Genomic DNA, 23,734 nt, shown 5'->3' with positions numbered 1-23,734 from the left:
TGTTCAAAGTAAACATTTAAAAAGCACGGTTAAAGACCACCGTCAATTTCCCTTGGTAATTAGCGACTACGACAGAATCGCTTGGTAATTAAGATACGACAAAGTCGTTTGGTGTTCACAGCCACCATACCAACTAAACCAAATAACATCTGACACCCAAACGATTTATCCCGCCTGTCAAAGCGCAAAGAATGCGTGAACATGACTCTTTTTTATTTTGCGGAGATCACTGAGATTCCTATCAATTCCTTTCTAACAAACATCCGTGTCCGTTTAATAATCCATCACGTCACTTACCAACTAACTCGTACGAAGAGGCTTGTCCCCTTCACTCACAGAGGGACTCGGCGTGCTGTTTTTCCAAGATAACGCAATACAAGCAACCACAATCACACATCCACCCAGCACGGTCATCCAGCTAGGTATCTCTTGCCAAAATATAACACCCCAAAGCACATTGAATACGAGACCAATATAGCGAGTTCCAGCAACCACTGCTGCATTTTCATGGGTAAACGCCTTAGTCAAAAAGATTTGTCCAATTAACGAGACCACACCTATTGCGACAAGGTAAAGCCATGTCACTCCCTGAGGCATAACAAAATCATCTTTCATTAGATAAGCGGAGACCAGCATCGCCGTCATTAAAAAATAAAATACGATCTCATACGTATGGTGACGCTGACTCAAATGCCGAATGGTGATGGATGCGCCAGCAGCAAAAATCGCACTGGCGACACCGGCTAAAGCGTAGATATTGAACGATTCATATTCGAATGGGTTGGTCACTAATCCAACGCCTGCGAGTACAACAGGAAGCAAAAATTTTGCTTTGGCAGGTAAACGCTCTCCCAACAAAAAATGCGACAATATAATCACAAAAAATGGCGACAGATAGGCCAAAATCGCCGCATCAGCCAGCGGGATGTGGGCAATCGTGTAGACAAATGCCAATAAATAAAACGCGCCTAGCAAGCCTCTAAGCACCAAGAGAGGAACACCAGTGCTAGAGAAAGACACCTTGGCTTGCCACATTAAACCCAAGATAAGCACACTACCAATGGCACTGCGAAAAAAGACAATTTCCGCACTTGGTATTGTTAAACTTGCGGCCTTAATAAGCGCATTCATCACGCTAAACACAAAGGCTGAGATAATGGCAAGTGCCACACCCTTATTCATTGTTCACTCCTAGAGTAGAAGGTAACCATACGAGGCTTTGGCTCGATTGACCTTGGTTCATTTCGATAAATGGGTTCGTGAGTTCACGTGAAGATAACCATCGTTCGAAAACACTCAGCACGCGCCTCACCGCCGCGAATTCAATATCAAAATGTGTCGCGAGCGATTGCAACCAGTAAAGCGCATGTAAGTCTTCACTCGGTATTCTGGGCCATTGTTCTTTGTCAAGATTGCCTTTGGCAAACGGCACCGCAGAAAAATCGAAATAGCGTCCATCCTCATCAGGGGTGGAAAATGGATCGACTAAAATAGCGCTATAACGAACATAGAGGCGATATTCTTGTTCAATTGGAGCACAGTCCATGAAACTATCAATTTGCTGACGGGACAAACTTTCTTCACGTACTGGATAATTGTCATCGTTTAGAAACTGCAATAAGTTAAACGATTCACCACCCAATTTCTGAATCAGTGACGACATATCGAGCCACAAGGAAACCAAAGTTTGCATAGTCGCTGGGGTGATCGGTCCCTCCGGAAAGAGCTTGTACATGTACTTTTTGTCAGTGCTAGAGCTGAAGATATGATCAAGCGAAAAGGGATTAATAAACAAAGCAGAATGGACGTAAAGCGTAATATTACGTCCTTCAACACTGAAGCCATTTCCTAACGTTTGTACTTGAGCGTCTACTTGATCTAATGCTTCTTGAAACAGCGATAATACGCCCTGTTCACTGCGGCTAACGTAAGCATAAACCCGTTTTTTGACGGCCTTAGTCACCACACGCAAAGTATGCTCTCTTGGCTCAAATTTCGTAGCAGCAAAGTAGTTGGAAAAAACCACCACGTTAGGATTAAGCCCTTGTTGAGCAAAATAGCCTTGCGTGATTTGATGGCCACCAAACCAAGATGAAAGTAGAACGACTTCTTTTGCTTTCTTGACACTCTCTACTGGCAAATCCCGTAACACCGACACCAAAGTATAAGCTGGTGTGGCAATAATCACTGTATCCCACCTCCCTTGAACAAGGTTCAAATCCTCATACACAGAATCAAAGCCGGTCGACTTTGCAAAGCTCGATAAGTTAGCTTTCGCCACCTCAACTTGCACGCGCTCTCCTTGTTGGAGGCGTACAGATCGAACTTGCCAATGCGCGGAGTCTCTGCTCACAATACCAAGATGAGAACAATGAGGTCTGAGTAAGGCGGCGGTTTGAAACGCAGCAGGGCCTGCTCCAACGATCAATAGCCGCCCTAATTGATGAGTCATTTACGCCTTCTCCATTACCACTGTATCGTAAATGGCCGCCTGATTATTGAGACAACGAGTCTCCCAACCTTCCATCAATTCGGGATTAAATGGGTAGTTAAACGCGGATTTAATACCATTGCCAAAACGCACTAAAACACGATGGGACGGCGTCAAAAAGGGTTTAAGCCGATTGAGTACCTCCCATTTGTGCTCCACCAGAGAAGCAACTAGAATGTGAGTCGGTTGAAAAGCAGTAAACTCTGTCGCTAAATCACGGCACCCAAAACTGGTTAGTAAACAATCCTGAACAAGGTCATTAGCCATACTCACTGCGTGCTCATCAATATCAACACCATGCACAGCAGCACCCGTTATCTTTGCTATCGTAAACGCAGAAAGAGGATAAGATCCTGAGCCAATGAACAGTACTCTTGAGTCCGACGTCACACGAACGCTATCAAGCTCGATATGAACGGTATTTGATAGCCGATTTAAGTAATCCGTGATGTCTAAGTGATGAGATTGCGCGCACTTCGACTGATGCTTTTCTAACACACAAAGTGCTCTAATCGATGTTTCACGCAAGCGTTTGAGTTGCCTATCATGCTCAGGGTGATGCCCAAGTTCGTCACTTAGATGTTGTATCGACTCTGTCATAATCCAAGCGCAAAGCTCATCCAACTTTTTTTGGAGCAACGTAAAGCAGTTACAACTCTCCACACTGTATTGCGTGAGTTTTTCTATCTGAGATTCAAATGTCGAGAGAGCCACTAAGAGTTCATAATGGCAATGCGTCATCGGCATACGTTTTTCCTTGTCTATTCTTTTGTGAATTAATGGGCTCCAAACAATTGGGCGTCACATGGATATGACCTTTACTGCATTCCCCAACATCCACCGCAACTTGATACACTTGGCTCAGTAGAGCCTCATCGAGCACTTCTCTCGGGCTTCCTGTTTTCTGCACGTTACCTTTATCGAGCAATAGCAAGTGATCACAATAGCGTGCTGCCATAGAAAGGTCGTGCAATACGGCAATCGTGATACTCTGATGTTCCAGCGTATATTCCCGTGCTAACGCTAAGACTTGCACCTGATGTTTAAGGTCTAACGCACTGGTTGGCTCATCGAGAAGTAACACCGAAGGGCGCCCAACCAAAGCTTGGGCAAGGGAGACAAGTTGCTGCTGGCCTCCACTCAGGTGAGAAAAAGTGCGGGTTGCTAGGTGCAACAACCCCAAATCCCTCAATATCGATTCCGCTCTCTGCTCTTGATCGGGTGTAATGCGCCAGCTCAGTGAATGAACAAGTCCCAGTAACACAAACTCAATCACAGTGAGTTGACTCGAAGACTTATTCAATTGGCATAAATAGGAATACTGAGAGCACGGCACCTTTTGCCCGTCATCAGAGAAAGCGCCCAAGCTACCTGTCGTGGGAAGCAGCCCCATCATGGTTTTCAAGAGCGTCGTTTTTCCTGCACCATTAGGGCCAAGAATCGCTGAGAATGTTCCTGATTCAAATGTCGTATTGATGGGGTTAAGTATCAATTTTCCACCCATTTTGACCGCGACATCATTAAGTAAAAGATGTTTCACAACCCACCCCGACGACCAATTAACAAATAAAGAAGAAAAGGAACGCCCACCAACGATGTAATAATACCAATTGGGATAATGGTTCCTGGGACAAGCACTTTTCCTACTAATGAGGACACACAGAGTAACAGTGCGCCCATAAGCATCGACAAGGGTAAGTAGAGACGCTGATCTTCACCGACTAACAAACGGGAAAGATGCGGCGCAACCAGCCCAACAAAACCAATAGTGCCAACAAAAGACACAGCGCCTGCTGTAAGCAAGGAGCATAACAAAAACATCTCTAATCTTAGCTTACGAGTATTCACTCCCAATGCTTGGGCCCTTTCTTCCCCAGAAGAGAGTGCCGTCAACGCCCATACTCTTGTAAGAGAAAGCAAAAGTCCCATCGCAAGTATTACTCCCGCAACAGAAAAAGAAAGCCAAGACGCTTTTAGCAAACTACCAAATAACCAAAAAACGATTTGCTGGAGGACCTCAGGTGACGCGAGATATTGCACTAAAGATTGCAACGCTTGAAAGAAAAACAGCACGACAATTCCAGCCAATATTAGGATTTTGGCATCCATATTCTGTGAACGGCCAATAAAGTAAATAGACAAACTTGCGAGTGCAGAAGCAGAAAAAGCGGCTATCGGTACGCCAAGCCAAGCGAGACCAAAAATAGAAAAACCAGTCAATAAGGCAGTAGCGGCACCAAAACCAGCAGCAGCAGAAATACCAAGGGTATAAGGGCTTGCCAGCGGGTTAGCAAGTAAGGTTTGCATTAAGCCGCCCGCAAGCCCCAACGACGCGCCTACAACCAAGCAGGTCAGAGTCACTGGTAATCTCAAATGCCAGACGATGGTGGTCGAGAGCGCCTTTCCATCTGGGCCCCCGAGAAGAGCGTCAAATACGCTACCTAAACTGATCCAAGAGGATCCCGTACTTATATCGAGCAAGATGACAACACAAAGAACCACCAAAGTGATTATCAGAGCGCGACGTCTGTGTTTCTGCATCTGTCGATAGATACTGCCCTTATTGGTGTCCACCGCTTGAGTGTGAACACTGGCTCCAACGTTTCCTAACATAGTCTAATTGCCCACTTTAAGCATAAAAGTGCCAGAAAGTTTTTGTGGCATATACTGCTCAAAGAATGCTTGGTGGTGTGCCATAGGATCCACGTCCTTAAATGCTTCTGGATAGATCGATTTGGCAAGGAATTCAAGAAATATATGGTCATAGATGGTTCGCGTCCCAGAGTGGTACATACCATAAACCTGACCTTGTTTAACTGCGGAGATGTGCTGCCAACCTGATCGTTCAAGATACGGATGATAAGTCGCTTGTGCCTCTTTGGGCGTCGTACCAAAACCCAACAACGCACTACCATTATGATTCGCCCAGTGCGCTCCAGAAATAAAAATCACTTCAGGATCTTGACTTAAAACGTATTCAGGATTGAGGTGTGCTGAACCATCAATTTTACCATTGGCAATGTTATTGGCGCCGGCAAGATTAAGCAGCTTCCCCCACATAGTATTGGCGTATGATTTACCGTACTCCTCTGCTCCGCCTGTACCGATTTCCACATAAACTCGTCTTTGTTGATGGTGATTTAGGTATTTCGCGACACGTCTTTGAACATCCTTGACCGTTTGCTCATAATCTTGAGCAATGGCTTCAGCACGCCCTTCTGTTCCCATCACTTGACCTATCACTCTCGCACTTTTTAAATGTCTCTCAAGAGTTTGTGCATTAAAGTCAACGACCACGACTTTGATGCCACTTTTTTCTAGTAGCGTAACTTTGTCACCCAAAGCATCGTATTGCCACGCTGCCAATAACGCGACGTCTGGTTTGGTCGTTAACAGCTTTTCAAAATCGAATGTCCCAGTATAAATGGAGCCAGAATCTGTAATAGTTTCAATTTCAGGGATGATTTCACGATAAGTTTGCCATTGTGACTGACGATAATCTTGCCAAGAATGACGCGGGAAGATAGCCACTTTTTTATAAGCATCAGGTCCAGCTATGGCGAGATAATCTTCAAAATAAAAGCCCAAAAAAATACGCTCGGCGGGACCATCAAGTGTGACATGTCGACCTAGCACATCTTCGATATCAACGTTGGCCCAGGCTGGTAATCCAGAACCTAATAGGAGAATCACCAATAGAAGAAACGGATATGTTGCCTTTTTCATTTTTAACACCAGTTGGTAATAGTTATCATTTGGTATGTTATATCATAACATTATCATTCAAAACAAGTTCAATTGGTTGTAATAATGGCACTACTTATAAAGATGAATCGATGTTCATAGTGGAGATCTGGCGTTCAGCCGAGCATCAATGGACAATTTAACCTGCATACAGTCAGGTCAGGTCATTAACTTTAGTCATAAACAAGGAATAATCAGGGAAAACAGGTGTGAAAGAAGTCGTCGGTTTTTTCAAAACAGATTCAGGGAAAGCGCCATTTCAAGTCTAAGGTTTCGGCCCTATTTCATAAATTAGCGGCGAACGCTAAGTGCAATTTTGGTCGATAACAACGCGAGTTGAACACTGAACTCTCTAACGCTTTGCTGTAGGAAAAGAAGAGGCGTCCTATAACGTAATACCGCTATATCAACGATAATATAAAAAATAAATCACTAGCCGACCTCGATAAAGGTCGGCATATCATGATTAGACCGGCTCAAACTCAGCGTTAAAGTGCCTTAGTACTGGCGGCTCATAGGTGAACTTCAGCCCTTTCATAGCCCTCGCATTGTCTCTGACTTCTCTAAATGCATCAATGACGTAATCCAAATGTGACTGAGTATACGTTGCTCGAGGAATAGCGAGTCTTAGTAACTCGGTTGGGCAAGGCAGCTGTTCCCCAGTTGCTGGATCTCTTCCTAGCAATAACGACCCAATTTCTGCACTGCGAATACCTGCAATCTTAAAGAGTTCACACGCTAAAACATGACCAGGGAACTGCTCTGAAGGGATGTGAGGCAGTATTTTACTCGCATTGATGAAAGCGGCGTGACCACCAGCTTGTTGACACTCAATGCCAATGTTTTCGAGGCCATCTACTAAATATTTTACCTGCTGTAGACGAGAAGCCAACCAATCTTCTCTCATCCCATCATAAAGACCCACCGCTAGCCTTTCCATGGCTCCGCCTTCTAACCCTCCATAAGTGGGAAAGCCCTCCTGAAGGACACACAAAATACGGCTTTCTTGGTAGACATCAGAGAAACGGTCGTCCTTGAAGCCGAGCAGCCCTCCCATTGGTACCATCGCATCTTTTTTGGCCGACATCGAGAGAATGTCCGCATATTTGAATGATTCTTTGGTAATATCGGCAATGCTCCATTCCGAAAACTCAGGTTCTCTCTGTTTTACAAGATAGGCATTTTCTGCGAAACGCGCACAATCCATCACAACAGGGATATCATAGCTAAGTGCGATTTCGTAAACGGCCTTCAGGTTAGCGATCGAAACGGGTTGCCCTCCTGCCGAATTACAAGTAATCGTACTGACAATATAGGGGACATTCTTTGCCCCGACCTCTTCGATCGCATGGACCAATTTATCTAGGTCAAAGTTGCCTTTAAAGTCCGACTCTACCGAAGTGTCAAACGCTTCTTCCGTCGGAACGTTTATAACCTTACATCCATTTCTTTGAGTATGCCCCTGAGTCGTGTCAAAAAAATAGTTGGAAATGGCAGCCATCTTTTGTCTATCTAGACCTTTTTCTCGCTCTCGTTTATTGATGAGTGCAGGAACATAAAGTTGCTCAGAACCTCTTCCTTGGTGAGTTGGAATGGTGTGTTCATAAGCAAAGATGTGCGCGACAGCTTCTTTAAGAACGAAGTAGCTGCGGCTGCCACTGTATGATTCATCACCTCTCAGGGTGGCTGCTTGCATATTTTGTGTAACTGCACCCGTTCCGCTGTCGGTCAATAAATCAATGAACACATCCTTACTGTCCAACAGGAAAGGGTTGTAGCCTACTTTTTCCAATGCATGCTCTCGTTCAGTACGAGTCGTCATACGCACGGGCTCAATAACACGAATTCGATAGGGTTCCGGCAAGTATTTCATCTGGCTGTCCGCCTTCGTCAATGCTTGCGAAGCCGTGGGATTTTGAGTGTTCTGCATAATATTTAACCTTATGAATTTTTGTAATTTTAATAGGGAAGTAAGCAGGCCGGATGCTAGGACCGCTGTAGACAAAACATAAGGTGAGGAGGAAAAATAGAGGAATAACTTATGGATAAATTATGATTAAATTTCTAATTATTGAAGGAATGACTGCAAATCAATACACATTGAGCCCGATGCAGATTCAGGCCCAATGTGAGAAAAACATCACATCAAATTGGTTCAATTCATACTGATTAAAGAGTGGCGGACGAATTTTCGACCAAGTCACGCAGACGCTGTTGGAGCAAACTCTCTGTCTCTTCCAACCATGCGTACCGTTTTGTGTAGAGACGCCTTTTAGCTTTTTTTAAGCCACTTGGGTCTTTACGATTAGGGTGAAGGGGAATATCAAATAAGTACTTTGACACCTGCGTTCCGCCGTATTCACTCCACAGTTCTGAATAATTGTAGGAAATACTGGATCTCTTTGACCCTATGTATCTTAATGCTTGATAAACATGTCCCTTATTGGTGATCCCATACACTGATTCCACCTTCCACTCACGGGCTAGCATCAGCAGCACCTCCAGCATAAGTGCCTTCGGTCTCAATCCATGCGTTCCGCGCGTCAAGGATTTAATTACATCTCCCCTATCCTTGATATGGTCACCCGGCCCTTGAAGCGCACCGATATAAATTTCACGCTTGGGCGTCGCCGATAAATTAAACGCCAATGTGAACAACTCTCTGTTTTTTTCATCCACCAGCTTTAAGGCTAGTGAACCTTCGCGTTCTGGCCCTGCACAGAGTAACAAATTGCCATTCGACACTTGGGCAAGAAACCAACCTTCACGAGAGTAAAAATCAAGAAATGCTCGGCCGTATAATTGGCGCAGGGTTTGAAAATGCTCATGAATCTTTAGAGCTCTCTGATGTGGACGCCATGTTAAACACACAAAGGGCTTCAACGGCTTTTCTAACATTCGGGGATTGATGGTTTGAATCGCTTGCAAATCTGGTTGGGAAAACAACTGTTGCATCTGATTTAGGACATTCGGTTTGAGCAAAGACCATAAACAAAACCGAGCATTGTAGCGAAGCTTTTTTAAACCTCGGATGTCAGGATAAACGCTTTTTGCGACATGGGGTAAAGACTTTAGAAAATCAAAGTAGTTGACAGACATAACGTTACTTTCAGTTAAAAGCCGCGGATGGAGCAGCACAGGATCACAAAATGAAGGCCTGACCAAAAGTCAGGCATCGAGTAGAGGAGTTGCGGTTAAAAATAGTAGGCCGCAGTCGCACCCACCAGCCATTGATTGGCACTGTCTACGATCGAGGAATCTGCAGTATTGTCACCCAAGCGGGTATAGGCAGTGGTTTGGGTTATTTTCCAGTTATCGCTGACCGGCATAATGAATTTATAGCCAACGTTATAAGAGACATCACCGCTGCCTTTGTAGGCTTTACGAGCCTGCGTTGCTTCCGTATCTTTGACACCAAAATAGTAGTCGACGTAATCTTTATTCTGATAGGCTAAACCGGCAAAAGGGACGATATCGGCACGGCCAAAGCTCATTGGTAGGTAATAGGTGACCCCCGCTAAATAACCACCGTAAGTATTGGTTACATCATGCTGTGCATACGTAGAAATTGTCCCTTGTGCTAGATGGAAATCCGCATTGACACCTAAATCTAAACTCGCTTTACGCTTGTCCATGCCTTTCAAAAAATCTGAGGTGCTATGATCATACATTAAGCCAGATGTGCCTAGGTAACCGCTCATATTGAACATATCACCGGTATTACCTAGAAACCTATAATTGAGGCTTTGTAACGTGGCATTGAAGTCTTCGCCCTGATAGCCAAAATTACCCAGTACAGTGGCATTATGCTTTTGACCTTTAAAAAGATCACTAACACCAGCCCCTCCCAGTTCAGCTACCCAACTATTTTCTTGGGTATAAATATTACCGTTGCGGATGTAGGTATCTCCAGCTGCATAGGCGGTGGTTGCAGTGGTCGTAACCATAAGGATAGGCATAAGAACTGTCAGTTTTTTCATTATTTTGAACCGTGAATCAATTAATAATGAACACTGTACAAAAAAATAAAAACTATCCCTATCCTCACTTTGTCATCATTTTGTCACTGTTTGTCATAAGCCGTCGACAAATTCGGTATTGCGAACGTAAACTTGGCACCTCCCAAATGACTCTCACCGACCTCTATCCAACCATGATGTCGTTCCACAATCAATTTGACGATCGCAAGCCCTAAGCCAAAACCGGTATTAGCCTTGTTACGAGAGGGGTCTGCACTATAAAAAGGATCAAATATTGAGCTCCAATGCTCTCTCGCAATACCTAGCCCATCATCTTCTACGCAAAACATGAGACTTTGTTGGTGTGTTTTGGCCCTGAGATAAATTTGACGTTTGGCATACCGCTGAGCATTGGACAACAAGTTATTGAGAGCACGTTTTAGTAACGCGCTGTCCGCATCAATAACTAGGTTTTTACCAACATCAACGACGATTTCAACGTGCTTTAGACCATGCCGTTTTGTGACAATATTGCCTAAGTACTCTTCTAACTCAATGGTTTCTATGTTGAGGGTAGAGTCTGGGCGTTCAACTTTGGCAAAATAGAGCAGTTCATCAACCATCTGCTCCATTTCTTCGATATCTTCTATAACACTGGCTATTTTGTCATGCTGAGAAGGGGTCAAGGGCTCTTCCTGTAGGATTTCAGCCTGCCACTGCATTCTAAACAGTGGCGTTCTCAAGTCATGTGCTACTGCGTTGGTTAATGAGCGGTTGCTGGTGATAAGGTCTGATATTTTGTCAGCCATATAATTAAAACTACCGTTCAGTGAACCCACTCGGTAACGGCTGCCAGTCGGGGCCCGAGAATTGAAATCCCCCTTAGCGAACTTCATAGTCGCACTTTCAAGAATGCGAATACGACGATTGAGGAACCAGATAAAACCAGAAGTGTATACAAAGAAACCAACGAAGATAAAACCCCACAAAATATCATCATCAAATTCAATTGCTTGACGTAACGCCGATTCTACATCCGGCTGAATTCGATAGATAATCTCAGGTGATGACAACATAAACCAGAAACGTCTGTCTTCGTCGTAAAAAGTATAAGGGTGAGGATGATCACTTTGGAAGTAGTCTTTGACTTGGAGTGGTACATCCGCGCTGGAAAAAACCGTCAGGGTTTTAGCTGTTTTATCAACGAATGCCTGCAAAATATTTAACGCCTGTTCCTCCCCTTGGACCTGAGAGACACTGACCAACACATCTCGAAAAGCGGCGCCTTCAAGATCTTCTAAAACATAGTAATAGTCGGTGTTGAACTGAAAGATAATGACTTCATAGGCCACCAAACTGAGGGTAAATAGAACAAGTAGTCCTGACAGAGCTTCAATATAGATTCGGCGCATATTGACCTAATTCCTTTACTTCTACCAATGGTCCGGTACAAATAAATAACCCTTACTTCGCACTGTAATGATCCTTTTGGGTGCGGATGAGCTATCACCAAGCTTCTTTCTTAAACTGACGACTTTGTTATCTATGGTCCGGTCGAGCCCATCGTATTCTATACCCCGTAAGGCGCGAGTCAAAACATCACGAGATAGAACCTCATCGGGAGAACTGGCCAATATCCACAAAAGGTCAAAATCACTGTCAGACATGCCGATCTCAACATCATTGAACAGACACAGTTTCCGTGAATGGTTTAACGTTAGCTGACCATAACAAAGCAAGTTCGAGGTTTTTGAGCCCACTGCTGATTGCTCATTCGATACTGGTCGACGCAATAACATCCTCATACGAGCCAACAGTACCCGAGGCTTAATCGGTTTATTCACAAAATCATCGGCACCAATTTCTAGGGCAGCAACATGATCAAAGTCATCATCACTGGCTGTTAGCATTAACACTTTACCGCAGTACTCACTGCGGATTTTGCGACAAACCGTCAAGCCATCCATACACGGCAACATAAGATCCAACAGCAGGATATCAGGCTGCTGTTTGATGATAGGCTCAAGTGCTTCAACACCGTCTTCAAACACTGTTACTTCAAACTCCTGCCTAGAAAAGTATTCTTCTAGCATCGTTCGAAGTTTCGTATCATCTTCAACAATAAATAATGATTTCATAGAGCTCATCGACATATTTAACCAGAGTTCTGTTTTAGAGATGGTCTAATGATAACGCAAAGTATATGACTTTTCCGTCCAAAAAATGAGTCCTACTCAAATCAAATCTGAATAGGACTCCCTGAAAAGTTACTAGCCTTTAAAAGTGGGTAACAACTCTAACGTTGTGCCTACCTGAATTAGCAAGATCGATATCCCGAAAAAAAGTACTACCATAACAACAGCTTTCCCTCCAGCCGCTCTATACCCAGAATCATTTTCAGACGAATTGTCTTGTCTGATTTTTCTAACTAATAAGGCTGGAACAATATAGGCCCAAACGGCTGCGGCCACCGCGGCATAACCAATGGCCGTCAAAAAACCAAATGGGAACAGTAACGAAAAAAGCAAAGGAGGTATAAATGTAATGGCCCAGGTTTTTGTTCTTCCTTGCTTTGTATTTTCAAATTTAAAAACATCAGCCAAAAAGTCGAAAACGCCCAGACCAACGCCAATAAAACTGGACAAAATCGCAGCCGCAGAAAAAGCACTTATGAGGTTAGACACCATACTCGTTTCCACAACGCCATCTAGACTCGATAGTAATGCATCTATATCCCCACCTTTTTCGATGACGGGAGCAAAATCGGCACGCGGAAGATTTCCGTAAATACTAAACATCCAAACCATGTAGATAGCCAGCGCAATCAAAGAGCCGTTGACCAGCGCTTTTTGTGCGACATTTTCATCCTTGTAATAGTCTCTCATCGTCGATACTGTGTGCTGATAGCCAAATGAAGTTAAAGCCACTGGAATTAAAGCCAACGCATACTTTCCTTGCTCAAAACTCACATCCCCGAACAAGGTTTGAATGTTGATGCCCTGTGCTAACCCTGTAATGGCAAACACAAAACTCAAAACCATAAAAATAATCAATACAACCGAAACCCTATCCACCAAGCGAGTCGAGTGCCAAACAAAACCAGAAAAACCGAATACGAAAAGGACAGATGCCAGCTTAGGATCCAATCCCAATAACTGATTAAGAATGAGACCTGACGCGGTACTGTAGGCATAAAGAAGTATCCCACCTACAAAATACACCATCAGATTGTTAACGAAATTGACCTCTCGTCCAAGTAAATCCGCGGTTACAGTCGAAAAGGACGATTGATAAGGATAGCGCTTCAAAGCCTCTAACAATAGACAACCACTAAAGATCGTAATCACCATCACAGAGACCATCACTAGGGTCGACCAAGCAACCCAAGAACCTGAACCTGCTGTAGGCAAGCCCAACATCCCCGCTCCTACGCAAACACAAGCGATAATGCAGGACCCTCCTAACACGGAAGGTTTCTTAGCTTGCTTCTCAGTACTTTCAACATATTCCATATTGCCCACCTTAAAAATTTGAGTTTTTTCAGGGAGCTTTTTCCGAGCATAGTTAATACACAGATACATACACACATTAAAAAGCGCCAGAGTCCGATACTAGCGCTTGAATTGAATAAAAATTTAATAATTACTTCATAATTAAGCATTATATCTTGATCTGGCTAGTTAAAATGGTAATTTAAGCCCAAGTTTATGATATCTTGATCGAGATTCTGCTCACTATTTGTCATGCCAAAAGTATGACGATAGCTTGTCTCGACAACAACGTTTTTGCCTAGATTGTAACCCAGATTAACCCCCGCCTCGGGCCCGAAGTCCGTCTCTTTAAACCAATCGTTTTTATACCTCGCGTAATCAATACCCACTTCAGGAGCAACAAACGCTTGGTGGTTAAGAAAAGTGATTGGCTTATCTACCGCGAACCCAAAACTCTCAAGCTTATCATTATGATTATGTAGGGCACTCGACCGACCTTTGACCCTGAAATCTGAAACATGCAAGCCCGCTTGCATGTCTATTCCGCCCATAACCTCATTAGTCTTACCCAGACTAACATTTGAATGGCTAGCACTCATGCCAAGATAAGCCGAGTGATCACTCGGAGAAGAAGCATAACTCGCGATAGGCATGATAGCGACCATCAGCGAAAGCAATAAAGGTGTTTTCATGTTGTACATTTATCAAGTGATTTATTCGTGGAAGCAGTTATACAATAAAACAATGTTCAATTAAACCACGTAAAAATGCAACATTAAATTTATGATTTACACTAACGTACCCTTTCAAATAAGGTAATAGTGTTAATATACATAGCGTTAGGTGGGCCGACTACTCCCAGGCTTGAGAAAAACCTTGATCTTTAAACGCGACAGCTAAGCCCGTAATTTGCTGCATTCGTAGCACTTCATCATTGTCCATACCTAATTCACGACAGATTCGTTCACTACTCCAAACGCGTCTCAATTGCATGACTAAATCGGCCGTAAGTTCCACTTGGTGTGAACCACGAGCGATATTGTGCCTCACCGATGTCGACATACTGTCCTGATCAGATTGGCAAAAAATAACACAGGGAATATAGCCAGGCAGTGGTTGAAGATCTGGATAAGCTTTAAGCAATTCAAAACGATGAAACCCATCGATCAAAACGTAGTGGTCATATTTTTCAGCCCGATTAACGATAACAGGCATAGTCATCCCATCTCGCTCAATCGAGTGCTTAAGCAACTTATTTTCAGGCGGAGCCATCGCATTTGGGTTGTACGCATTCGATTCAATCCGATTGATAGGGAGCATCTGAACATTACATACTGGAGGGAGACCAGAAATTTGACTAAATAATTGGCTCGTCAATCGATTATACAAGGAGACACACGCCTCCATATTATCCAACTTTTTATTTAAACTACTCACCTGTTCAAATGAAATTTGAGTATCACTTTTCATACACGTCACCTCTTTGAACGTTGCCCAATGATATTTTGTTACTCTGACGAGCAATGGCTTTGTTATAGCCGAAAGAAAGGCCACGACACCAATAGTCATTTTTTATGAGCACCTTACAAATCCTTCGCCAGCTAGGCACCATTTTTTTAGCTTCAAGTTTACGCTCTGCAAAATCAGGTATTCGAGTGACTCCTTTACTCGGTCCATGCTTTCGCCACCAAACAAGAAACTTAAATATTCGTTCTCTATAATGCTGTTCAATGTGCGGAGGCATCGTTCTCAGCAAAAATTTAGTATATTGTCGGTAAGTGAGGCCATCTGGAAGCTCAACGCGATAATATCCCATAATGTGCCCCTGCTCTTTTACATAACGCGCACCAAAATTGCATCCTTCAACACGTTGAACAAGCTTTTGCCATGTTTCTGGCTCCAGAATTTGATATAACCACAAGCCTTTTCGCTGTTCATCACCAAATGGTTGACACAAACGCTGCTTGGACAGTGGTACCCCTGCTCGATTCATCAGATCGTAAATTTTATTGTAGTCCCAGTCGAAACGACCATTCGCACTCCAGATATCCGCGGTCTTCCAATCGTAGATAGGGTAAGCCATATAAACGTCTTCCTGCATTTTTGTCGTCCAAGCTAGGCCATGAAATTTTTCTTTTTTCCGATTTTTTATGGTGTTGAAACGATGAAGAGATTCATCTGCCCTTAGACCTATCAGAACCGCGACCTCGCTTTCTTTTTGTTGCTGGTACCAACGGGCGAATGAAAAAACAAAGTCCTCAAACTCCATACCATGGTAGAAAAAGGAAAAGGCTTCGGGGTGACTAAATACTCCCATTGTCTCAGGTAGAGGTCTAATCCATTGGTTGCGCTTTCGTTCATCCCAACAAAGCCATTTGGGCTGAAATTGCGAGACTGAATTGCGAAGGCTGAGAGGCAAACAGACCCAATATGGGTTAATTTTATTTGTTTCAATCATTCGATAAATAAAGCGTTCTGTTTCCTTATATTGAGCTTCAAAATCAACGATCAAAGTATCTACAGGGAGCCGGCCTCTCAAGCCAGCCTCTTCTATCGCAAGGTGAAGTAAAACTCCGGAATCTTTCCCACCGGAGAAAGACACATAAAAATGTTCAAAGTTATCAAAAACGTATGAGATTCGCTCCCTTGCTGCCACAAGCACATCCTTATCAAGCAGGCATTTCTTCCGGCTTAGTGGCTGGCTTTTTTGCTCCATTAACATAACCTCCCTTTCATATATAAAATTTCAATAGGATATCAGAGTAAAAGTTATTTCTATTATTTATACTTTTATTCAATAACAATGATGTCATTCAAAGGAAGGGGAGTAGAGCTTTAAACTATAAATTATTATAATTTAAGAATTTTTCAATCTTCACCTGGAAATTAAAAGGAAGGGTAAATACATTATTTTTCTAAAATAATGCAGTATTTTAGGGCTATAATATACGCCTAATCTGGCGTATATTCCTCTTCTTAGAGCCGTGGTTAACACGCTACATTGATACAATAACGTTGCCTGTGAGGTATTTCCCCTTCTTTAATTTATGTCATTCACCGTAGATAAAGAGTCATCGTCTCATATAACAGGGAAATCGTCGTTATCATGAACTTTTAAGTGAATAAATCATTATTAGTGAGTTTTAGAGCGTTTTTAGGTGCAAAGAAACACGTATGGTGGTCGGGGTGGGAAGCATAAAATGATCCAACCTCGCGCTAAACGAGGCGAACTCAAAATATGAGGTAAACACAGAGTACTGACTAAAACCTAAGCTCAAGATAGGGAAAAATAGGGTGACTACACGCAACTTAGAGGCCATAGCTGGCTCCTTGAGGAGGAATGGAAGCCGCTACTGGTTACGACACCCTGTGAAAACTCACCTGATGAGCTAATTTTATAGGTATATTTAATTATCCTGCCACCTGTAGTGTTGACTTCTTCACCAAGGGTTTCCAATTATTTATATTAAAATATGGCCTTTAATTTATATATAATACTGTAAATTCAAATGATTACACTATATGCAGACGACCAATATGGCATTTAAGCTAATGACGTAAAATGAAAAACCTGTTAAGATGCGCGCCCTTTGATACTCGGATGAGAACCTATGAATCGCAAAAAAAGAATTAATCAGATCCTAAAAACGAAACTCAAAAAGAAAAATTCAAAACTGCATAAGAGTAATAAACCTCGCTATGTATCAAAACAAGAGCGCGAAAAAATTGAGCAAGAGGACATCCACACTTCAGATAACGCGCTCAATGAGAGCAATCTAGAGGAACAATTAACGCCCTCTCAAGAGTAGTTCTTCCTGAATAGGAATAAATTTATCGCACACATCAACTAATGATTGTGCGCTCAGGCCTGGTACGCCGCACACATCAAACACCGTGCCAAATCGCTCTTGAACACGTTTAACCAATACATCAAAGTCTCCGTCTCCGGAGAGTAAGATAATGCGGTCTACACTGGGGGCAACCTCAAAAATATCAAGGGCAATACCCACATCCCAATCTCCTTTTGCACTTCCATCTTGCCTTTGGATAAAGGGCTTCAGCCTGACATCGAAACCTATCCCTCTTAGAATATGATGAAATTGCCTTTGCTTAGCATCCTGCGACGCTATCGCGTAGGCGTTTGCTATTGCGATTTCCTTTCCTAAAGCAACAGACGACCAAAACTCGTTGTAATCAAAATGAGCACGATATTTTTCGCGAGTGGTGTAATAAATATTCTGAACGTCCACAAAAATTGCAATTCTTTCCATTATGTCTCTCGTTGGTGTTGAGGTATACAAACTGTAAAACCAACGATTCTAGCAGTAAAGGGGAAGTCACTAACAATAAATTTCAACTCAATCTAAGACATAACCTTTACCACAAACATCATGCATGGTTCCAAAAAATCGATGTGACTCGCAGTATCGAATCATTTTTTGGCCAATCTACCACGTGCGGATTTAACTATTTTATAATCCTTTGTCTTAGGTAAAACCAACTTGTAGATAATGTGCATCAAGTTTTTTCAAAGGCTGTGTTATTCATGACAAAAAAGTGTGATCTTGGTTCAATCAATTGCTTGATTCCAAAACCGAAAAGCATACTATTACCTGATATTCGCACAAGTGCATAACCCTTTAAAAAGGCGAGGTAAATGGAGCTAGATATTTTTAACCCTTCCAGACAGTTACGACGTTCAGTTATGTTCTGGCTGAGTACGCTCTTTTGCCTTGTTTCAGCGACGATTATCACCGTAAATCTAGCGTGGGGTGTTCTTGACTCTATTACCGTCGTGCAAAGCATTTTTTGTCTACTTTCACTATATATGACGTACAGTGGTTACAAAAAATCCGTTTCATTGAGCATGGCCAACGGCTATATCTACTCGATTATTGTTGTTTTTTACGTCAGTACATCGGCCTACCCGATAGAATACGGATTTTTCCTATGGAGCTTTTTATACCCCGTTCTTTTCTATCTTATCCTTGGAAAACGCTATGGTTTCCTCGCGACATGCATCGGATTTATAAGTCAGTTTGTTCTTATTTTCTGGAAGTCTTTTGCCGATGGTTCATGGAGTTACACAGAGTTAACCACAAACTTTATTCTCGCTTATCTCAGTGCTTGGTTGGCTTCACATATTTTAGAAGTTAAGCGCAAGACGTCAGAAGCCTCTTTAGGACAACTAGCTTCACGTGATGCATTGACCAACGTTTATAATCGTCATGCACTGGTTCACAACTTTGAGCGTTACCACAAAGAAAGTGAAATTCTCCCTCTGGCGCTACTGATCCTTGATTTAGACCATTTTAAACAGGTTAATGACCAATATGGCCACGATATTGGTGATAAAGTGCTCGTCCAAACTGCAATGTTAATTGATACATTAAGTGATGAACACCTCGTTTATCGTATTGGTGGAGAGGAGTTTTGTATCGCTCTCCACAACACAGATATGACTCATGCCATACACAAAGCAGAGCAGATACGTACAGCGATAGAAAGATCGCCCTTTAATAATGCCGAGCAACCAATATCTCTAACGGTCAGTATCGGTATTTACCAATGTAATTTGTACAAAGATCTAGAGAGTGTTCTAAAAGAGGCCGATAAAGAGCTGTATAGAGCGAAAAAAAATGGTAGGAATCAAGTTATGGTCTGTAATCAGAATGCACGACCACTCAGTTGTTCCTAACGTGTCTTTGAATCTTCTTCATCGAAAATAATGTTATAGTTTTCAGTGTAATTACATTGAGGTTGACGGCTACAAGTAAAAAATCGACGTCCCTTAAATTCTCCCTGAGTCGCTGTTTTTATAACCATAGGGCTACCGCAACGCTTACAAAATCGAACCTCTTTTTCTGGTTCAATTAAATCTATATGCGTGGCGAGAAGGCGGCGTAACTTCCCCACTTGATAACTGTGTTTTATTGATGTGCCAATAAGCGGAATCCCAGAAGACTTGCAGACATGCATGAGTAACTTCTGCCTTTCTATTTTTCCCTTCTCCAATGTACGCCCATCGTCTAACTCTATCGCAACAGACACTTGCAGAGTTCGCGGATCACAAACCACAAAGTCAAAATAACTTTTGGCAATACGATTGTTGGCAATAAACCATTGTTTTTTATCCATCGCGAGTGGTGCGACGACATTGGTCATATTCACTTTAACCATCACAACACCATGTTGCCCCACTGCGGCAACCAATGCATTGTAAAAGGCTGTCTCTTGCATATTGATTAAAGGCCCTTTTTGCTTGAAAACACTATCTTTTAACTCTTCTTGTCTTAAATAACGTTTTTGAACAAACAAAAAGAACAAAGCCAACAAAACGCCAACAATAATAACACTTTCCATTTCGCGCTAACTTCTCCGATTAGAAATAGGAATGATCATCTTTTTAGTTTTTATACGCTAACTTCATGATCATGTCAGCGTTTATATGAAAGCTGGTGTTTGTTATTGAGATCCATGCTCAGGTAAAGCAAGTTCAATCACAACTCTGCCCTCAGGCTTCAGTTGTTCGAAGGTCGTTTGCCAGTATTTTTTGACAAGACGTTCCATCAATCCACTTTGCTGTGCGTTTAACAGTGCTTTTTCCAAAATAGATTGGTAATGGGCGAATTGCGGGGAAAGATAAAAATAGAAATCTTTTTGATAAACCAGTAATAAACGCTGCTCTACCGCAAGATGTGGGTTCTGTTTGGCTTCGTTAAGTACTTCAATCATCCCTCTGGGAAAGTAATTGACGAAACCTGTCGAGGTCAGTTTGGAATAAAGAGATCGCCATTCGCCATCTTGTATGTACACTGGTAACTGATTAGATTGCCAAACATCAACATCAAACCAATTTATCCCCATTCCGGCGATCAGCCCTGAATTTTTCAGATCTTTCAGGTTATTGATCGAATCAAACTTTGTTTGCAACTCCGGAGGAATAAGGGCCACTCTTTTGCCAATTAAACCATTGGTTAAGGGCACACGAACTGGCACAAACTGTTTGTTCCGCTCGGCCGTAGCAATAAGCCAAGTCAGCGACAATTGCCCCATAGAAACCATTTTTTTTGCTCTTTTTTGCGGTATATGCTCTTTGGGTATCTCAATGATAACCTTGTATCCGTCAGCTTGTAAGGATTGATAGAGCAGTTCATGATAGAAAGCATGCCCCCCATCCACCTGTGATGGTAATGTTAACTCAATATCTTCGAGTGCAAGGACTTGAGTGCTCCCACACAGTAACGTCATTAAAAACAGCCATAAGTAGTTACGCGCAATCATAATTTTATAGATACCTCAGTCATAGGCATTGATAATTTATTGAGTAATCGACTGGATTCTGCCTAGCCGATTATTTCAAATCATCGTGTCCTCGTTGAAGTTGATTGGCAACTTGACCACTTACCCCAAAGTTAAACACATAAAAGGGCCAAGCTTCAGTAACTACAAGGACGATCTCAAACCCACCCGCTTCATAACCCGTCTGGTTGATGCACCATTTCTCTCGATTTCTCATCAGTCCACAGTCAAGGTGAACCTCTCGCAATTGCTGGGCGGCGTCGCGTTTTCAACGCCTTGCTATCCCAGCGTTTAATCGTGCAAATATCCATAAATGTAGAGGGCAATAAGAGATCCGTCTAGGCAAGCGGGAGTACAATTCTTGGCCAATGGCTTTATTTATAGCCTGTTAGGGTTTGTAATAGCTTCGTTCTGGTCTCCCCACACTGCCGTAGTTTAAGTCGGCAGCTAATTCTCCAGCGCCGATCAAATATTCTAAATAGCGTCTTGCTGTCGTTCGACTTGCTCCTATCTTTTCACCCGCAGCATCCGCGGTCAAAATAGGGTTAGACGAAAACAGTGAGCGTATTTTATCAAGCGTAACTCGATCGATGCCCTTGGGTAACCGCAGCTCCGTAAGGTCTGTTAAAGTCGAAAATTGCAACATCTTGTCTACCAAAACCTGATCGATATTGGAAGAATTGACCAACTGTTGGGTTTGTGACGCGTACTTTTGCAATGCAGCCTCCAAACGCGAGAAAATAATTGGTTTGAGCAGATAATCGACAACGCCACAACGCATCGCCTGTTGAAGTGTTTCTACATCTCGATCGGCAGTGATCAAGATAACATCGCAGCTCTGATTGAGTGACCGCAAGCTTTGAAGCAATTCAAGACCAGTACCGTCAGGTAAGTAAACGTCTAATAACAAAAGATCCGGTTTTAAAACGTCAAGCTGAAGCTCAGCCTCTGCCTTACTCGTCGCAATACCGATCACTTCATAGTTATTCATTTTCTGCAGATATCTTTGATGCAGATAGGCAATATTGAGGTCATCTTCTACCACCATTACTCTTATTGGGGGGGCCATAGTCACTGCCGTCATAAGGGTTGCTCCTTAGGCAAATATACCGTCACAATAGTGCCATGAGGTAGGTTATCCACCATTTCCAATGAACCTTGATATTGCAATGCGAGCTGATTCACCAAATAAAGGCCAATCCCTCGAGAGGCATCCGCTTTTGTCGACACTCCCCTTTCGACCAATTGTGCACAAGCTAAATTTGAAGGCAAACCACATCCCTGATCAATGACTTCTAGAATAATTTCATTGCCAAAATCACCAATGGAGACTTCGACGTTTCGCCGTGTCCCAAGTGATATCCCTAACTTAATGGCCTCGCGCATCGCATCAAAAGCATTATCGATAAGATTCCCTAAGATTGTCACGACATCCTCAGCGTGGATTCTTTTCGGTAATAGCCCAAGGTGGCTTCCATCATCCAGTGTCATTTCTAGGCCAATTTCGCGAGCCCGTTCGGTTTTCCCTAATAGCATGCCCGCAATAAGCGGATCTTTAATGGTATTGCGTAAACATTCTATGAGTAATTGGTAGTGTGCTGTTTCTCGACCAATCAGTTGCTTAACAGCTTCAAGTTCTCCCATTTGCACCATCCCACTAATGGCACTGAGTTTGTTACTGTATTCATGTGTCTGAGAGCGTAACATATCTGCATACTCTTTCGTTTTGGCCAACTGCTCCGTGACCACATTCAATTCGTCTCTCAAACGAAAACTTGATACCGCGCCCACCACTTTTCCAGCGACAATGATTGGGCTCCGGTTAGCGATTAAGCATTGCTCATTTAAATAGAGGTGAATATCGTTATCGTTGCGTGCGGTGGTCAATACGGTCGGTAGATCACTGTCGGGCAAGATATGACGAAAGGGTTGATTGATGCTCTCTTCTTTATTCAAACCCAATATTTGGCAAGCACTCCTATTGATGGACCTAAGCCTTGCTTGATCATCAATACTTAAGATACCCTCTTTTAGCGTTTCCATCGTGACGTCAAGTTCCTCATAAAGCCGACCAATTTCCTCAGGTTCAAAACCCAATATCGCTTTTTGAAATCGACGTGAGACATAACTGGAAATGATCGCATTAGCAGCAACCACCAGTAAAGCCATCATGATCAAGAAGGTAAGAAATGGTTCGACTCTTGCGTGAAGTTTATCAATAAGATAGCCAACGGAAACCACACCAATAATCTTTCCTTCGGCATCAACAACAGGTGCTTTTCCTCTCACTGAGTATCCGAGTGAACCTTGAGCGAATGAGATATATTGCTCCCCTTGAATCAGCGCGCGAGTATTATCACCGCCTTTCATCGGTCCACCTATCCTGTCATTGATTGGATGGATCAGTCGAACCCCTTTCTGATTACCGATAACAATAAAAGCAGCGCCTATAAGCTCTGTGAGAGCTCGGTAACGCCGTTGCTCAGTTTGATGTCCCTGTTGCTCTATCATGTCAATCACGAATGGAGACTGGGCCAGAAATGACGCTACACCGAGTGCCTTCATTCCCATTTCTTCTTCCTGAGCTTGTTTGACATAATGAAAACCCGCCGCCGCCAGCATTAGAAGTTCTATCAAACCCGAAAGAGTCATAATGATCAGCATTCTTTTGCGAAAACTGATACTACTCCATTTCATAACCCCTCCTTCCTTAATTCTGGAGAGGCTATCATTCTATTGACATTGAT

At 42.9% G+C, this 23,734-nt stretch carries 23 protein-coding genes; 2 read left to right on the top strand and 21 right to left on the bottom strand.

Annotation, left to right across the window (positions count from 1 at the left end):
• Positions 1-300 precede the first annotated feature (300 nt).
• The 16 genes from HLM86_RS14995 to HLM86_RS14920 form a co-directional block, all read right to left on the bottom strand.
• The gene (locus HLM86_RS14995) at positions 301-1,182 is read right to left on the bottom strand and encodes a DMT family transporter (protein WP_076587724.1); all 882 of its coding nucleotides are present in this window, start codon (positions 1,180-1,182) and stop codon (positions 301-303) included.
• Positions 1,175-2,452, bottom strand: a complete 1,278-nt coding sequence (locus HLM86_RS14990; RefSeq protein ID WP_170883595.1) for an opine metallophore biosynthesis dehydrogenase — start codon at positions 2,450-2,452, stop codon at positions 1,175-1,177. The genes HLM86_RS14995 and HLM86_RS14990 overlap by 8 nt, the downstream gene beginning before the upstream one ends.
• On the bottom strand, positions 2,453-3,238 hold the full coding sequence (locus HLM86_RS14985; RefSeq protein ID WP_170883594.1) for a nicotianamine synthase family protein: 786 nt from the start codon (positions 3,236-3,238) through the stop codon (positions 2,453-2,455).
• Positions 3,213-4,031 (bottom strand): ABC transporter ATP-binding protein, encoded by an 819-nt coding sequence (locus HLM86_RS14980; RefSeq protein WP_170883593.1) that lies wholly within the window; start codon positions 4,029-4,031, stop codon positions 3,213-3,215. The genes HLM86_RS14985 and HLM86_RS14980 overlap by 26 nt, the downstream gene beginning before the upstream one ends.
• Positions 4,028-5,104, bottom strand: a complete 1,077-nt coding sequence (locus tag HLM86_RS14975; protein ID WP_170883592.1) for a FecCD family ABC transporter permease — start codon at positions 5,102-5,104, stop codon at positions 4,028-4,030. Before HLM86_RS14975 ends, HLM86_RS14980 begins: the two co-directional genes overlap by 4 nt.
• Positions 5,105-5,107: 3 nt before the next feature.
• Complete coding sequence (locus HLM86_RS14970; protein ID WP_083949316.1) at positions 5,108-6,217, bottom strand: ABC transporter substrate-binding protein; 1,110 nt, start codon at positions 6,215-6,217, stop codon at positions 5,108-5,110.
• Between the two features lie 484 nt (positions 6,218-6,701).
• Positions 6,702-8,108 (bottom strand): tryptophanase, encoded by a 1,407-nt coding sequence (gene tnaA / locus HLM86_RS14965; RefSeq protein ID WP_076588104.1) that lies wholly within the window; start codon positions 8,106-8,108, stop codon positions 6,702-6,704.
• Positions 8,109-8,404: 296 nt separating this feature from the next.
• Positions 8,405-9,334, bottom strand: a complete 930-nt coding sequence (locus HLM86_RS14960; protein ID WP_076587718.1) for a VirK/YbjX family protein — start codon at positions 9,332-9,334, stop codon at positions 8,405-8,407.
• A 95-nt stretch (positions 9,335-9,429) separates the two neighbouring features.
• Positions 9,430-10,215 (bottom strand): outer membrane protein OmpV, encoded by a 786-nt coding sequence (gene ompV, locus HLM86_RS14955; RefSeq protein ID WP_170883591.1) that lies wholly within the window; start codon positions 10,213-10,215, stop codon positions 9,430-9,432.
• A gap of 83 nt (positions 10,216-10,298) precedes the next feature.
• A complete protein-coding gene (locus HLM86_RS14950) occupies positions 10,299-11,606 on the bottom strand; it encodes an ATP-binding protein (protein WP_170883590.1) in 1,308 nt (435 codons plus the stop codon).
• Positions 11,607-11,627: 21 nt separating this feature from the next.
• Entirely contained in the window at positions 11,628-12,341 is a 714-nt protein-coding gene (locus tag HLM86_RS14945; RefSeq protein WP_170883589.1) for a response regulator, read from the bottom strand.
• A gap of 123 nt (positions 12,342-12,464) precedes the next feature.
• Complete coding sequence (locus HLM86_RS14940) at positions 12,465-13,706, bottom strand: aromatic amino acid transporter (protein WP_170883588.1); 1,242 nt, start codon at positions 13,704-13,706, stop codon at positions 12,465-12,467.
• Positions 13,707-13,870: 164 nt separating this feature from the next.
• Positions 13,871-14,377: an outer membrane beta-barrel protein gene (locus tag HLM86_RS14935; protein ID WP_170883587.1), complete on the bottom strand. Its 507-nt coding sequence runs from the start codon at positions 14,375-14,377 to the stop codon at positions 13,871-13,873.
• 160 nt (positions 14,378-14,537) lie between these two features.
• Complete coding sequence (locus HLM86_RS14930; protein WP_076587708.1) at positions 14,538-15,155, bottom strand: IbrB-like domain-containing protein; 618 nt, start codon at positions 15,153-15,155, stop codon at positions 14,538-14,540.
• A complete protein-coding gene (locus tag HLM86_RS14925) occupies positions 15,145-16,401 on the bottom strand; it encodes a DUF3440 domain-containing protein (RefSeq protein WP_254868820.1) in 1,257 nt (418 codons plus the stop codon). The genes HLM86_RS14930 and HLM86_RS14925 overlap by 11 nt, the downstream gene beginning before the upstream one ends.
• Before the next feature lie 427 nt (positions 16,402-16,828).
• On the bottom strand, positions 16,829-17,005 hold the full coding sequence (locus HLM86_RS14920) for a hypothetical protein (protein ID WP_170883585.1): 177 nt from the start codon (positions 17,003-17,005) through the stop codon (positions 16,829-16,831).
• 291 nt (positions 17,006-17,296) lie between these two features.
• Here HLM86_RS14920 and HLM86_RS14915 point away from each other — a divergent pair, with 291 nt between their 5' ends.
• Positions 17,297-17,494 carry a DUF2986 domain-containing protein gene (locus HLM86_RS14915; protein WP_076587704.1) on the top strand — a complete coding sequence of 66 codons (198 nt, stop codon included), beginning with the start codon at positions 17,297-17,299 and terminating at the stop codon, positions 17,492-17,494.
• On the opposite strand, the gene HLM86_RS14910 is transcribed toward HLM86_RS14915, so the two are convergent.
• Positions 17,474-17,956 carry a LabA-like NYN domain-containing protein gene (locus HLM86_RS14910; RefSeq protein ID WP_076587702.1) on the bottom strand — a complete coding sequence of 161 codons (483 nt, stop codon included), beginning with the start codon at positions 17,954-17,956 and terminating at the stop codon, positions 17,474-17,476. The two genes, HLM86_RS14915 and HLM86_RS14910, sit on opposite strands and share 21 nt — an antisense overlap.
• A 386-nt stretch (positions 17,957-18,342) precedes the next feature.
• Here HLM86_RS14910 and HLM86_RS14905 point away from each other — a divergent pair, with 386 nt between their 5' ends.
• Complete coding sequence (locus HLM86_RS14905; protein WP_170883584.1) at positions 18,343-19,383, top strand: GGDEF domain-containing protein; 1,041 nt, start codon at positions 18,343-18,345, stop codon at positions 19,381-19,383.
• Here the strand turns inward: HLM86_RS14905 and HLM86_RS14900 are convergent.
• From HLM86_RS14900 to HLM86_RS14885, 4 genes are all read right to left on the bottom strand, one after another.
• Positions 19,380-20,048 carry a DUF2726 domain-containing protein gene (locus tag HLM86_RS14900; RefSeq protein WP_076587698.1) on the bottom strand — a complete coding sequence of 223 codons (669 nt, stop codon included), beginning with the start codon at positions 20,046-20,048 and terminating at the stop codon, positions 19,380-19,382. The two genes, HLM86_RS14905 and HLM86_RS14900, sit on opposite strands and share 4 nt — an antisense overlap.
• Before the next feature lie 102 nt (positions 20,049-20,150).
• Positions 20,151-20,969: a hypothetical protein gene (locus tag HLM86_RS14895; RefSeq protein WP_076587696.1), complete on the bottom strand. Its 819-nt coding sequence runs from the start codon at positions 20,967-20,969 to the stop codon at positions 20,151-20,153.
• Between the two features lie 406 nt (positions 20,970-21,375).
• Positions 21,376-22,056 carry a response regulator gene (locus HLM86_RS14890; protein WP_390226247.1) on the bottom strand — a complete coding sequence of 227 codons (681 nt, stop codon included), beginning with the start codon at positions 22,054-22,056 and terminating at the stop codon, positions 21,376-21,378.
• A gap of 11 nt (positions 22,057-22,067) precedes the next feature.
• The gene (locus HLM86_RS14885; RefSeq protein ID WP_170883583.1) at positions 22,068-23,684 is read right to left on the bottom strand and encodes an ATP-binding protein; all 1,617 of its coding nucleotides are present in this window, start codon (positions 23,682-23,684) and stop codon (positions 22,068-22,070) included.
• Positions 23,685-23,734 lie beyond the last annotated feature (50 nt).

This window comes from Vibrio ostreicida (genome assembly GCF_013074385.2).
GTDB lineage: Bacteria > Pseudomonadota > Gammaproteobacteria > Enterobacterales > Vibrionaceae > Vibrio > Vibrio ostreicida.
The sequence above is the reverse complement of the archived record's forward strand: the minus strand, read 5'-3'. Positions and strand labels throughout refer to the sequence as shown.